The sequence below is a fragment of the Nonomuraea sp. N2-4H genome (assembly GCF_045291505.1).
In the GTDB taxonomy this organism is placed as follows: Bacteria; Actinomycetota; Actinomycetes; order Streptosporangiales; family Streptosporangiaceae; genus Nonomuraea; species Nonomuraea fastidiosa.
This window is the reverse complement of the sequence record NZ_CP147987.1, coordinates 213,695-225,703: the sequence shown is the minus strand read 5'-3', so window position 1 is coordinate 225,703 and position 12,009 is coordinate 213,695. Positions and strand designations below refer to the sequence as shown.

General features: G+C 69.8%; 10 protein-coding genes and 1 riboswitch. Of the genes, 5 read left to right on the top strand and 5 right to left on the bottom strand.

What is annotated here, in order from left to right; all coding sequences use genetic code 11:
• Window positions 1–35: 35 nt before the first annotated feature.
• Window positions 36–177, top strand: a riboswitch (cyclic di-AMP (ydaO/yuaA leader).
• Window positions 178–390: 213 nt separating this feature from the next.
• Window positions 391–795, top strand: coding sequence for a C40 family peptidase (locus tag WBK31_RS01010; protein ID WP_364058986.1), 405 nt, complete (start codon window positions 391–393; stop codon window positions 793–795).
• 668 nt (window positions 796–1,463) lie between these two features.
• On the opposite strand, the gene serA is transcribed toward WBK31_RS01010, so the two are convergent.
• Complete coding sequence (gene serA / locus WBK31_RS01005) at window positions 1,464–3,053, bottom strand: phosphoglycerate dehydrogenase (RefSeq protein WP_364058989.1); 1,590 nt, start codon at window positions 3,051–3,053, stop codon at window positions 1,464–1,466.
• A gap of 359 nt (window positions 3,054–3,412) precedes the next feature.
• Here serA and WBK31_RS01000 point away from each other — a divergent pair, with 359 nt between their 5' ends.
• The 4 genes from WBK31_RS01000 (at window position 3,413) to dacB (ending at window position 8,141) form a co-directional block, all read left to right on the top strand.
• Window positions 3,413–4,150, top strand: a complete 738-nt coding sequence (locus WBK31_RS01000; protein WP_406674186.1) for a hypothetical protein — start codon at window positions 3,413–3,415, stop codon at window positions 4,148–4,150.
• Window positions 4,151–4,365: 215 nt separating this feature from the next.
• Entirely contained in the window at window positions 4,366–5,727 is a 1,362-nt protein-coding gene (locus WBK31_RS00995) for an MFS transporter (RefSeq protein ID WP_378785016.1), read from the top strand.
• Window positions 5,728–5,856: 129 nt separating this feature from the next.
• Window positions 5,857–6,405: a DUF1707 and FHA domain-containing protein gene (locus tag WBK31_RS00990; protein WP_364058998.1), complete on the top strand. Its 549-nt coding sequence runs from the start codon at window positions 5,857–5,859 to the stop codon at window positions 6,403–6,405.
• A 191-nt stretch (window positions 6,406–6,596) separates the two neighbouring features.
• The gene (gene dacB, locus WBK31_RS00985; RefSeq protein ID WP_364059001.1) at window positions 6,597–8,141 is read left to right on the top strand and encodes a D-alanyl-D-alanine carboxypeptidase/D-alanyl-D-alanine-endopeptidase; all 1,545 of its coding nucleotides are present in this window, start codon (window positions 6,597–6,599) and stop codon (window positions 8,139–8,141) included.
• A 429-nt stretch (window positions 8,142–8,570) separates the two neighbouring features.
• On the opposite strand, the gene WBK31_RS00980 is transcribed toward dacB, so the two are convergent.
• The 4 genes from WBK31_RS00980 to WBK31_RS00965 form a co-directional block, all read right to left on the bottom strand.
• Window positions 8,571–9,350, bottom strand: coding sequence for an ABC transporter permease subunit (locus tag WBK31_RS00980; RefSeq protein WP_364059004.1), 780 nt, complete (start codon window positions 9,348–9,350; stop codon window positions 8,571–8,573).
• Window positions 9,347–10,009: an ABC transporter permease gene (locus WBK31_RS00975; RefSeq protein ID WP_406674185.1), complete on the bottom strand. Its 663-nt coding sequence runs from the start codon at window positions 10,007–10,009 to the stop codon at window positions 9,347–9,349. The genes WBK31_RS00980 and WBK31_RS00975 overlap by 4 nt, the downstream gene beginning before the upstream one ends.
• Before the next feature lie 102 nt (window positions 10,010–10,111).
• Complete coding sequence (locus tag WBK31_RS00970) at window positions 10,112–10,861, bottom strand: ABC transporter ATP-binding protein (protein WP_364059010.1); 750 nt, start codon at window positions 10,859–10,861, stop codon at window positions 10,112–10,114.
• Window positions 10,858–11,913 (bottom strand): ABC transporter substrate-binding protein, encoded by a 1,056-nt coding sequence (locus WBK31_RS00965; protein WP_364059013.1) that lies wholly within the window; start codon window positions 11,911–11,913, stop codon window positions 10,858–10,860. The genes WBK31_RS00970 and WBK31_RS00965 overlap by 4 nt, the downstream gene beginning before the upstream one ends.
• Between the last annotated feature and the right edge of the window lie 96 nt (window positions 11,914–12,009).

Genomic DNA, 12,009 nt, shown 5'->3' with positions numbered 1-12,009 from the left:
TTTAGACGTATTGCGACCTTTTGACCGTTTCGTTAGAGTCCGTCAGGCCTAATCCACGCAGCAGCTGCGTGGAGCCGGGGACCCAACCTCCCCCAGGGGCGAATCGGCGCGCGCCGTAGGGCTGTCTTCCAGGCCCGAGCCCGTCAGCTAACCCGGTCGGCCGCATGGAAGGACAGACCCCTGTCTCGCATCGCCATCGCCCTGGCAGGCGTCGCCGCCGGGCTCATCGCACTCCCCTCTCCGGCCTTCGCCGACCCCGGCGAGAGCCGCGACCCCGCCGGCCCGGACACGAGCCCGGCCGGCTCGATCACCCTCACCGGTCCTCAGGTCAAGCGCATCCTGGAGAAGCGCCGGCCCAGGCCCGCCTGGAAGGTCGCGCTCAAGTTCGCCATGCGCCAGCGCGGCACCCCGTACGTGTGGGGCGGCACCGGCAACGGCGGCTACGACTGCTCCGGGCTGATGCTCAGGGCGTACAGGAAGGCGGGGATCCACCTGCCGCGTACCGCCGCCGAGCAGTACCACGCGTTCTCAAGAAAGATCGGATGGAACCAGCTCAAGCCCGGTGACCTGGTCTTCTTCAGCGGCCTCGGTCACGTGGGCATGATCTCCAAGCCCGGATACATGGTGCACGCGCCACGTTCAGGCGACGTGGTGAAGGAGGAGAAGCTCTCCGAGTGGCGCCGTCAGGCGTTCGTCGGCGCGGTCAGACCGGATCCCAAGGGCGTCCGCCAGTGGGCCAAGGTGCTCGAACGGCGCAAGGAACCCGCACCGCCGATGCTCACCGCCACCCTCTGAACCTCACCCCTGCGACCACCGGACCACACCCATGAACTCCGGCCGCACTCCGGCGACGACCGGCCCCGTGCGACCAGCGCGGGGCCGCTCGTACTCACCTGCTCTGGGGGGCTCCGCCGTTGTCGCGCCGGTCCAGGGCCATCTGGACGGCCTCGGTGGCCTCGTCCTCGTGGTCCTCGGCACGGTTGTAGGCATACATCTCGTACATGTGACTCATCTCGCTTCGCGGACGCGTTCCTGAAAGAGAGGGGGAAGCCGGGCTCCGGTCGCGAGCCCGATCGGGCCTGATCTCGTGGTCCGGGTTGCGGACCGGGCGAAGGGACTTAACGGCCGACACATGCGCCGCTCACCGCGGCGGGTATGTCGACCTGCCCTAACAGGCCCCGCCGCGGCAGGTAATGAGTACGAGAACCTGGCGCATCACCGGCTACGGTACCCGAGGATGAAGCTTGGATGTCCTACTATCTCGCATCCTGAGACAGAAAAGGGCCGCCGCCCGAAACGGGTGACGGCCCTTCGCAGGTCAAAGGGGTATTGACCCAGCCGGCCGGCCGAAAGGCGCGGCCCTCCGGATCAACCGGGGGCCCGCCCCGTCCGCCCGGCCGGGCTCAGGCTCAGTCCTCCGGATCAACCGGGGGCCCGGCCCATCCGCCCGGCCGGGCTCAGGCTCAGTCCTCCAGGTCGACCGAGCGGCCGCTCTCGGCGCCGATCTCGGCGCCGATCTGCTCGACCACGTCGGCCGGGATCGCCGAGTCGACGGTCAGCGCGATGAGCGCCTTGCCGCCCTTGACGTCGCGGGCCACCTGCATCGAGGCGATGTTGATGCCGTGCTCGCCGAGCAGCCGGCCGACCACGCCGACGATGCCGGGGCGGTCGGTGTAGGTGAAGAAGCACAGGTGGGCCGTCGGCTCGATCTCCATCTCGTAGCCGTTGACCTCGACGATCTTGGTGATCTGGCGCGGCCCGGACAGCGTGCCCGAGACCGAGACCGTGCGGCCGTCGGCCAGCACGCCGCGCACGGTGACGACGTTGCGCCAGTCGGGGCTCTCGGAGCTGGTGACCAGCTCGACGTTGATGCCGCGGTCCTTGGCCAGCAGCGGCGCGTTGACGTAGGTGACCTGCTCCTCCACCACGTCGGTGAAGACGCCCTTGAGCGCGGCCAGCTCGATCACCCGGACGTCCTGGGAGGCGATCTCGCCGCGCACCTCGACGTCGAGCTTGGTGGCCACCTCGCCGGCCAGCGCGGTGAAGACCCGGCCCAGCTTCTCGGCCAGCGGCAGGCCCGGCTTGACGTCCTCGGCGACCACGCCGCCCTGGACGTTGACCGCGTCGGGCACGAACTCGCCCGCCAGCGCCAGCTTCACGCTCCGCGCCACCTGGGTGCCGGCCTTCTCCTGGGCCTCGTGGGTGGAGGCGCCGAGGTGCGGCGTGACGACGACCTGGTCGAGCTCGAAGAGCGGGCTGTCGGTGCACGGCTCCTTGGCGAAGACGTCCAGACCGGCCCCCGCGACCCGGCCCTCCTTGATCGCCGCGTAGAGCGCACCCTCGTCGACGATGCCGCCGCGGGCCACGTTGATGATCCGCACGTTGGGCTTGACCTGGTGCAGCTCGCGGTCGCCGATGAGCCCGATGGTCTCCTTGGACTTGGGCAGGTGGACGGTGATGAAGTCAGCCTGCTTGAGCACCTCTTCGAGGCTGACGAGCCGGACGCCCATCTGCGCGGCGCGGGCCGGCGGGAGGTAGGGGTCGTAGGCGATCAGCTCGACGCCGAACGGCGCCAGCCGCTGGGCCACGAGCTGACCGATCTTGCCGAGACCGAGGATGCCGACGGTCTTGCCGTCCAGCTCGACACCGGTGTACTTCGAGCGCTTCCACTCGCCGTTCTTCAGCGCGGCGTGCGCCTGGGGCGTGTTGCGCGCGCTGGCCAGGATCAGCGCGATGGTCTGCTCGGCGGCGCTGGTGATGTTGGAGGTCGGAGCGTTGACGACCATGACACCGGCCTTGGTGGCCGCCTCGACGTCGACGTTGTCGAGACCGACCCCCGCGCGGGCGACCACGCGCAGCTTGGGCGCCGCGGCGATGGCCTCCGCGTCGACCTGAGTGGCGGAGCGGACGATGAGCGCGTCAACGTCGGCGAGGGCGGGCAGCAGCTGGGAACGGTCGGCGCCGTCGGTGTGGCGGACCTCGAAATCGGCGCCGAGAACGGCGAGACCGGCCTCGGACAGCTCCTCTGCGACCAGAACGACGGGCTTGTTCACTGGTGTGGATCCTTAAGGCAAGGCGGGCTGGGGGAGGGACACGTCCACGGATCCCCCCGGCGGTCCCACAGAGTCTATCGGGCGCTTGTGAACGCGTTCACGAGGGACTCACGATGTGAGACGCGGACCTGAGTACCCACCAGGCGGCAAAGTCATCCACGCGGCTCCCATCTTTGTCTTGATCGGGAGATTTATTCGCCGTTAGCCTGATAAGCCGTGGCCGACTACCTATGGTGCGTCATATGAGCATCGGGAATCCTGCGCTTGCCGACGTGCTCGCCCAGCATGGCACTCCTCACCGCCTCCTGGGCGCTCTTGCCGACGGTGGAGTCCTGGTGGCAGTGCGACCAGATCGTTCCGTGGTCCTCGGGACCACGCAAGTGGGTGACCGGGTGCTGCTGGGTTACACCAGCCCCGCCACCTATGCCCGGCACCGCGGCAGCCATTCCCTTTCGTCCTGCGACGCCGACACCATCCTGGACATCCAGCGCGTCACCGGGGTGCGCGAGATCGTGATCGACGCGGCCGGCCCAGCCGCCGCGGCCGTGCCCATCGAGGATCTGCACCGCTTCATCACCACGACGCGCACGGGACCCACACCCGTGCTGTCGGGTGCGGCTCCCGCCGCCTACGCCACGGGCGCGATGGCCACCGTGTCACGCGGCGCCGCGCTGGCCCAGGTGGCTCCTCCCTCGCCCGAAGCGCCCGCGCTGCCGTGGGTGCCCGCTCCCCGCCCGCATCTGTCGGGGCCGATGCAGCAGGTGGACCCGGGCTACCGGCGGTGCACGCATCCGATCCTGCCCGCGCTGCGCAAGGCGATCGCGTACCTGCTGGTCGACTTCCCGCTCGTGCACCACGTGTGGATCAGCGAGGCCCGCACGGCCTCCGGCGCCACCGGGATCATGCTGCACGTCAAGGTGCACATGTCCGCGGCCGAGGACGTCGTACGCGACCTGCACCGCCTCGTGCGCGCCCGGCTGCCGCAGTTCGCCGCCTCCGGCGCGCCGATCCTGATGGCCAGGGTCGCCGACGCGCGAAGCGAGCGCCGCATGATCGAGATCGGCGCCCACGTCGTCTGCGCCAGCGTCAACGACTGACCGGCGGAGGGTCCGTTCCGCCCGGGCCCTCCCCCGCCGCGCCCTCACCGCAGCTCCCTCACCGCAGCGCCCTCACCGTTGGGACCGGGCTCGCGCCGACCGGCCACGCCCTCGCCGCACCGGGCCCTCACCACCGGACCGGGGCCGGTTGATTCAGGCCGTTACCGCGAAACTGGGCCCTCCCCAACAAGGCCTCGCTCGGATTCAATGAGGTAATGATCACACCGGGCGCGGGCGAGGCCACCGTCCCGAAGGGCGTGCGGTTCGGCTACGGCATCGGCTCCTTCTGCACCGCCACCGTCAACACGGTGCCCGGCCTGCTGCTGCTGTACTACATGACGAACTTCCTGGCCGTGCCGGCGTGGCTGGCCGGCGTGGTGGTGACCGCGCCGAAGGTCTGGGACTTCATCATCAACCCGCTGGTCGGCCGCTGGTCGGACCGGACCGTCTCGCGCTGGGGGCCGCGCAGGCCCTGGCTGCTCGCCGGCGCGTGCACGATGCCGGCCGCGTTCTTCCTGGTGTTCGCCGGTCCCCCGCTGTCCGGGGTGCCCGCCGCGCTGTACGTCGGCGCCTGCTTCCTCGCCACGGCCACCGCGTACGCGCTGTTCGAGGTGCCGTACAAGGCGATGCCCGGCGAGATGACGCACAGCTACCACGAGCGCACGTCGCTGCTGCAGTGGCGGATGGTCTTCATCGGCGCGGCCACCGCGATCAGCGGCGTGCTCGCGCCGGCGATCGCCACCGGCGAGGGCGAGCACGGCACGCTGGACAGCTACCGCATGATGGGGCTGACGATCGCGGTCATCATGCTCGTGGCCATGCTCGCCTCGTTCTTCGGCACCGCACGCGCGCCCATGACGGGGGCGCCCGAGCCCGATCGCGGCGGATGGCGCGAGCAGTTCGCGGCGATCAAGGGCAACTCGGCGTTCCTGTGGCTGACCGTGCTGTCCTGCACGCAGATGCTGGCGGTCAGCATGATGCTGGCCGCGGCGCCGTACTTCGCGACGTACACGCTGGGCGACCCCGGGGCCACGCAGACGCTGTTCGCCGCGCTCGTCGGGCCGATCCTGCTGACCATGCCGCTGTGGGTGCGCCTCGCCAAGCGCCTCGACAAGCGCGGCGCGATGGTGCTGGCGGCGCTGATGTACGGAGGCGGCACCATGGCCGCGCTGGCCACGCCCATGTTCGGCTCGCCGTGGGCGCACGGCTGGATCCTGCTGGTCGGCATCGGCTACGCCGGGCTGCAGCTGCTGCAGTTCTCGATGCTGGCCGACGTGATCGCGACGGACGCGGCGGCGTCCGGCAAGCGGCGGGCCGGCGTGCTCACCGGGCTGTGGACCGCCATCGAGAGCGGGGTCAGCTCGTTCGGCGCGCTGATCTTCGGCGTGGTGCTGTCGATCGGCGGCTTCATCGAGTCGGAGCCGAGCCTGCCGGTCGAGCAGCCGGAGAGCGCGCTGAGCGCGGTCCTCATCGGGCAGACGCTGATCCCCGCACTGATCATCTTCGCCTCGGTGCTGATGACGCTGAAGTACCGGCTCAAGCCGCCCGCCGTACCTGCCTCCGCGACCGCCGAGTGACCGTCACCGCGGGGCTCCGGCACGTCCCAGCGGGGCGGGCGGCGCGCCGGATGGCCCCTGTCCTGGGGCCATTTGCAACCGATCCCCGTATTCTGGACAGCAACCGAGGTTCAGGCCGATACTCGCTCTATGAGCTCCACTCATCCGCCTTTTCGCGCCTCAGATGGGGAACGTGACCGTGCGATCGAGGAGCTCAAGCACCGCGCCGTCGAGGGCCGCATCTCCCATGACACCTTCGTGGGCCGGGTCGATCAGGCACTGCGCGCGCGTAACCGGCACGAGCTCGATGAACTCGTGGCCGACCTGCCCAGGCGGCCCACTCTCCGGCAACGGCTGACGGACGCGGTCGCCTCGCTGTCGGAGTTCACCACCAAGATCCAGGCCGCGTGGCGGCGGCCCCGGCTGCCCCGCCTGGCGCTCCCCGACGACGACCGCGAGCGTTACGTGGTCGGGCGCGGGTCCTCCTGCGACCTCGTGCTCACCGACCTGACCGTCTCCCGCGTGCACGCCGAGCTGCGCCGCGAGGGCGACGGCGCGTGGATGCTGGTCGATCTCGGCTCGCTCAACGGCACCCGGCTCAACGGGTGGCGGCTGGTGGGGCCCGCGCGGGTGAAGTCGGGCGACGAGGTGGCGTTCGGCGACTGCGGCTTCCTGCTCACGGCCGAGCGCCCATCCTGACACGTTCTCAGCCGTCTGTCCTGACGCGCCGGACGGCGCCGTTCCGGCGTGTTGAGAAAAGAGCCGTCCGTACGCGGCCCGCCCGTTCTCACAACGCCGCCACAGCCGATAAATACGTGTATTTGCGGATTACAGGCTGCCTGCGGTGATTCATGCTCTTCTGGCGATTCCCCCAGTCACTTGGAGACCCCATGCGGCGCACCTCAGCCTCACTCATCGCGGGCGCGCTCGTCGCGGCCCTCGCGTGGGCGTCAGCCCCCTCCTCCCCTGCCATCGCACGCGACCCCGACGTGGGCGTGGCGGACCTGACTCAGGACATCAACCAGATCCTCAGCGACTCCCGGCTCACGATCGCCCGCGCGGGCGTCGTGGTGAAGAGCGCGAAGACCGGTGAGGAGCTGTACGCCACCGACGCGGGCAAGCTGCTCATCCCCGCGTCCAACACCAAGCTGTTCACCTCGGCCGCCGCCGCGGAGACGCTCGGCCTCGACTACCGCTTCACCACCAGCGTGCTGAGCACCGGACGCAAGGCGGGCTCGGTGCTGACCGGCGACCTGGTGCTGCGCGGCACCGGTGACCCGACGATGCTGGCCGAGGACTACGACGCGCTGGCCGCCCAGGTCGCCAAGGCCGGCATCAAGGTCGTCACCGGCAAGCTGGTGGCCGACGACACCTGGTTCGACGCGCAGCGCCTCGGCAACGACTGGGCCTGGGACGACGAGACCGCCTACTACGCCGCCCCGATCTCGGCGCTGACCGCCGCGCCCGACCGCGATTACGACGCTGGCTCGGTGGTCGTGGCCGTCTCGGCGAGCGGCGGCAAGGTCAAGGTGTCCACGACGCCGGAGACCGACTACCTGAAGATCGTCAACAAGGCGACGGTCGGCGACTCGACGAACGTGCTCATCGAGCGGCAGCACGGCACCCGCACGGTGGTCATCACCGGCACGGTGAAGGACCCGTACCAGGAGTGGGTGGCGGTCGACGACCCCACCGCGTACGCGGCCTCGCTGTTCCGCGACGGCCTGAAGCGGCACGGCGTCAAGGTGCTCGGCCCGACCACGACCGGCGCGGCCCCGTCGGGCGCCAAGGAGCTGGCGAAGCACGAGTCGATGACGCTCGGCGAGCTGCTGGTGCCGTTCATGAAGCTGAGCAACAACATCCACGCCGAGATCCTCACCAAGGCGATGGGCCGCAAGGTCGCGAACCAGGGCACGTGGTCGGCCGGGCTCAAGGTCACCACGGACTTCGCCAAGGCGCACGGCGTCGAGGTGATCAACATGCGGGACGGCTCCGGCCTGTCGCGCCGCGACGGCTTCTCGCCGGCCTCGATCGTGCAGCTGCTGTCGGCCGTACGCGACAAGCCGTGGTTCGGCACCTGGTACGAGTCGCTGCCGATCGCCGGCAACAGCGACAGGTTCACCGGCGGCACGCTGCGCAGCCGCATGCAGGGCACGCCCGCGGCCGACAATGTGCACGCCAAGACCGGCTCGCTGACCGGCGTCACCTCGCTGTCCGGTTACGTCACGAGCGCGGACGGCGAGCCGCTGATCTTCTCGATCATGCTGAACCAGTACCTGTCGGGCTCGCCGAAGGACATCGAGGACAAGATCGCGGTCCGGCTGGCGCAGTTCTCGCGTACGGCGGCGGTCGATGAGACCGTCCAGCTCCGTGCGACGGAGGCGCCGCAGGCGGGCGAGCTGGAGTGCTCCTGGCTCAAGCCGGCCTCCTGCTGACGGCCGGCCGACGGCTCCTGGCAGCCGTGCACGGGCCGATTCCACGGCCGGTGCACGGCTGATCCATGACCGGCCCACGGCCGGCGCACGACCCCGGCGTTTCCCTGACGCGCGGGAGGCCGCCGGGGTTTACCGAGATCAGGCGGTATGTCATCACGATTCGGCCACTTGGAGCTCCAAGTTAGTCGGCCATTTGCCTACAAACGCGGCTCAGTCAGGACAGAATTCGTGATTGAGCGCCAACGCCGCCCGCCTCAGGCGCTCGTACGGACCATGGGAGCGACAGGGCTTCACCGGCCACCCCGAGCCGGTCTCCCACCGCACGCCCGCAGCGCTCCCCTTCGGGCGGACCCGGCCGCGCCTCCCCCCGCACACAGGACCGCGGCCGGGTCCGCATAACACGAGCCAGGTTCGCGATCCCGGCGAAGGTCAGTCCTGCGGCCGGTCCGAGAAGCGGGCGAGGACCAGCGCCTCGACCACGCCGACCGCCGCGTACGCCAGGATCGACACTCCGGTGACCACCACGATGTCCGCCCACACCTCGTCGTAGCGGAACCCGCCGATCGCGCGCAGGATCTCAGCGCCGATGCCCTGGCCGGTGGCCAGCCACTCGGCGATGAGCGCACCGATGATCGAGGCGGGCACGGAGATCCTGGCCGAGGCGAAGACCGAGGGCATCGCGGTCGGCACGGCCACCTTGCGCAGCACGGTCATCCGGGTGCCGCCGTACGCCATGATCAGATCGGTGGCCTGCGGCGAGGCCGAGCGCAGTCCGAAGGCGATGTTCACCAGCGCGGGGAAGAACACCACGATGCCGCCGATGACCGCCACCCCGAGCAGCTCACGGCCGAAGATCAGCGTGATCAGCGGCGTCATGACCACGAGCGGCACCGAGCGCAGCAGCATCGCGACCGGCATGAACGTCTGCTCGACGGTCCGGAACAGCACGAACAGCACGGCCACGACGCTCGCCGCGACCATGCCGGAGACGAAGCCGGTGGCCGCGTCCCTGATCGTGATGCCGAGCGCGCCGAACACGGCGTCCCGATGCTCCTGCGACGACGTCAGGTACTCCCACACCTGCGGCGGCCGCTTGCCCACCAGCGGGCTGATGCCGAACGCCTCCAGCGCCAGCCACCACGCGGCCACGACGATGACGACCGAGGGCACGAGCGGGCCCACGATCCGCAGCACGGTACGCCCGATCACCGCTGGGCCTCCCCTCTCGACCACGGCGTGACCACGCGGGCGACGAGCGCGACGATCGCGTAGCCGAGACCCGCGATCAGGCCGGCGACCAGCGCGAGCCCCCAGGTGCGCGGCACCTGGAACTGCTGCTGCGAGATCATCAGGGAGACGCCGAGCCCCTGGTCGTTGCTGCCGAGGTATTCGCCGATGATGGCGCCGAGCAGCGCGGACGGGGCCGAGATCTTCAGCCCGGCGAACGTGCTGGGCAGCGCCGCGATGACCTGGACGTACCTGAGCCTGGCCAGGCGGCCGCCGCCGTAGACGGTGATGAGGTCGAGGCTGGCCCGGTCGGCGGAGCGCAGTCCGAGCAGCGCGCCGATGAGCGTGGTGAAGAAGACGGAGATGGCGGCGAGGAACACCACGGTCGCCTCGCCGCCGAAGACGACGAGCACGATCGGCCCGATGGCGAGCAGCGGGATGCAGTAGCTGATCACCGCGAGCTGCGTGGCCACGGCCTCCAGCCTGGGCACGAGCAGCACCAGCAGGGCCACGGCGATGGCCAGCCCATTGCCCCACAGGAAGCCTTGGACGGCGGCCGACAGGGTGGCCGAGGCGTTGGGGCCGTAGAAGGACCAGCCGTCTTCGGCCATGGAGGCGACCACCGCGGCCGGGGTGGGCACCGCTCCCCGCCGGCGAAGACCGTGGCGGCCAGCAGCCACCACAGCGCGACGAGGACGACGACGCCGATCAGGCCCTGGATCCGTCTCATGAGCCCTGCCCTCTCAACCGTGCCCGAACAGCAGGTCGCTGAGGTGGTCGTGGAGTGCGTGGAACTCGGGCGTGCGCATCATCTCGGGCGTGCGCGGGCGGGGCAGGTCGATCTCCACCAGCTCGATCACCCGGCCGGGGCGCGGGCTCATGACGGCGACCACGTCCGAGAGGAAGACCGCCTCGCCGATGCCGTGGGTGACCATGAGCGTGGTGGCGGGCTTCTCCGTCCAGATGCGCAGCAGCTCCAGGTTCAGGCGCTGGCGGGTCATGTCGTCCAGGGCGCCGAACGGCTCGTCGAGCAGCAGCACGCTGGGCTTGACCACCAGTGCGCGGGCGATCGAGACCCGCTGGCGCATGCCGCCGGACAGCTCCGACGGCCGTGCCTTCTCGAAGCCTTCGAGCCCGACCAGCTTGATGAGGTCGTCGATCACGCCGGGCTCCGGCTTGATGCCGGCGACCTCGAGCGGCAGCCGGATGTTGGCCGCGACGCTGCGCCAGGCGAGCAGCGCGGAGTCCTGGAAGGCGATGCCGAGCTGGTGGCCCTTGCGCAGCTCCTGCGGCGTCAGGCCGTTCACCCGGATCTCGCCGGTGGTGGGCTCCTCCAGCCCGGCGAGGATGCGCAGCACCGTGGACTTGCCGCAGCCGGACGGGCCGAGCAGCGACAGGAACGAGCCCTTCGGCGTCTGCAGATCGACGTCCTGGACGGCCGTCAGTCCCTTGCCGAAGGTCTTGCTCAGCCCGGTGATGCTGATGCCGCTCATGACAGCTTCAGGCTCGGGTCCGCCTGGTAGACCTCGTCGAGGATCGACAGGTCGAAGAGCTGCTCGGCCTTGATGTTCAGCCCGGCCTTGGCCAGCGAGGCGATGTTCTGCTCGATCAGCTCGGGCGTCATCGTGAACAGGCCGTTCTGCTTGACGTCGGGGGTGACGACCAGCTCGTTCTGCATTTTGGCCTCTTCCGTCTGCTCCTTGACGTCGAGGTTCTGGTCCTTGCCGTAGACGGTGGCGGCCAGCTCGGCGGACTTGGCCGGGTCGGCGACGGCGTCCTTCCAGCCCTTGATCTCGGCGGTCAGGAACGCCTTGAGCTTGTCGCGCTCGTTGTCGATGGTCTCCTGGGTGACCGTGAACGTCTCGGCGACCAGCGGCAGCCCGGCGTCGGAGAGCAGCAGGTACTCGGGGTCGTGGCCCTGCATGCGCAGGTTGACCGGGCCGCTGGTGACGAAGCCGACGTAGCCGTCGAGCTGGCCGGAGGTGAGCATCGACGGGTCCGACTGGAACGGCACCCTGGTGACGCTGGAGGCGTCGAGGCCGTTGGCCTTGAGCAGCGCGTTCCAGACCAGCTCGTTGGAGTCCTGGACGCCGATCCGCTTGCCGGCGAGGTCCTTGGCCTCCTTGATCGGGTTCTTGCTCAGCGAGATGATCGCGAACGGGTTCTTCTGGAACGTCGCGCCGACGATCTTCAGCGGGGCGCCCTGGAGCACGGCGGGCGCGGTGATCGTGGGCGCCGACAGGCCGGCCCAGCAGCGGCCGGTGGCCAGGCCCGACTCGACCGAGGTGCCGGAGCCGCCGCCGGACAGCAGCTCGACCTGCGTGAACCCGGCCGCCTTGTAGTAGCCGTTGGTGTCGGCGAAGTACTCGCCGGCGAACTCGACGTTCTTCTTCCAGGAGAGCTGGAGCTTGACCGCGCCGAAGCCGTCCCCGCCCGAGGAGGAGCCGGACGTGGCGGTGCCGTTGTCGCCGCAGGCGGCCAGACCGAGCGCAAGACCGGCCAGACCTGTCGTCCGCAGGAACGCGCGACGGTCGAAGGTAGCCATAATTCTCCTTGAACGGCGGTGAACCAGCAGGTCAGGACGGTATCTGTCGATTATTACCAAAGTGTGACGGTCATTTCGGACGATGGCCGCGAAAGC

Bases quoted from the DNA above. Each gene is read 5' to 3' on its own strand.
- WBK31_RS00995 (WP_378785016.1), top strand. From the start codon at position 4,366: ATGATCACACCGGGCGCGGGCGAGGCCACCGTCCCGAAGGGCGTGCGG.
- WBK31_RS00990 (WP_364058998.1), top strand. From the start codon at position 5,857: ATGAGCTCCACTCATCCGCCTTTTCGCGCCTCAGATGGGGAACGTGAC.
- WBK31_RS00965 (WP_364059013.1), bottom strand. From the start codon at position 11,913: ATGGCTACCTTCGACCGTCGCGCGTTCCTGCGGACGACAGGTCTGGCC.
- WBK31_RS00970 (WP_364059010.1), bottom strand. From the start codon at position 10,861: ATGAGCGGCATCAGCATCACCGGGCTGAGCAAGACCTTCGGCAAGGGA.
- WBK31_RS01010 (WP_364058986.1), top strand. From the start codon at position 391: ATGCGCCAGCGCGGCACCCCGTACGTGTGGGGCGGCACCGGCAACGGC.
- dacB (WP_364059001.1), top strand. From the start codon at position 6,597: ATGCGGCGCACCTCAGCCTCACTCATCGCGGGCGCGCTCGTCGCGGCC.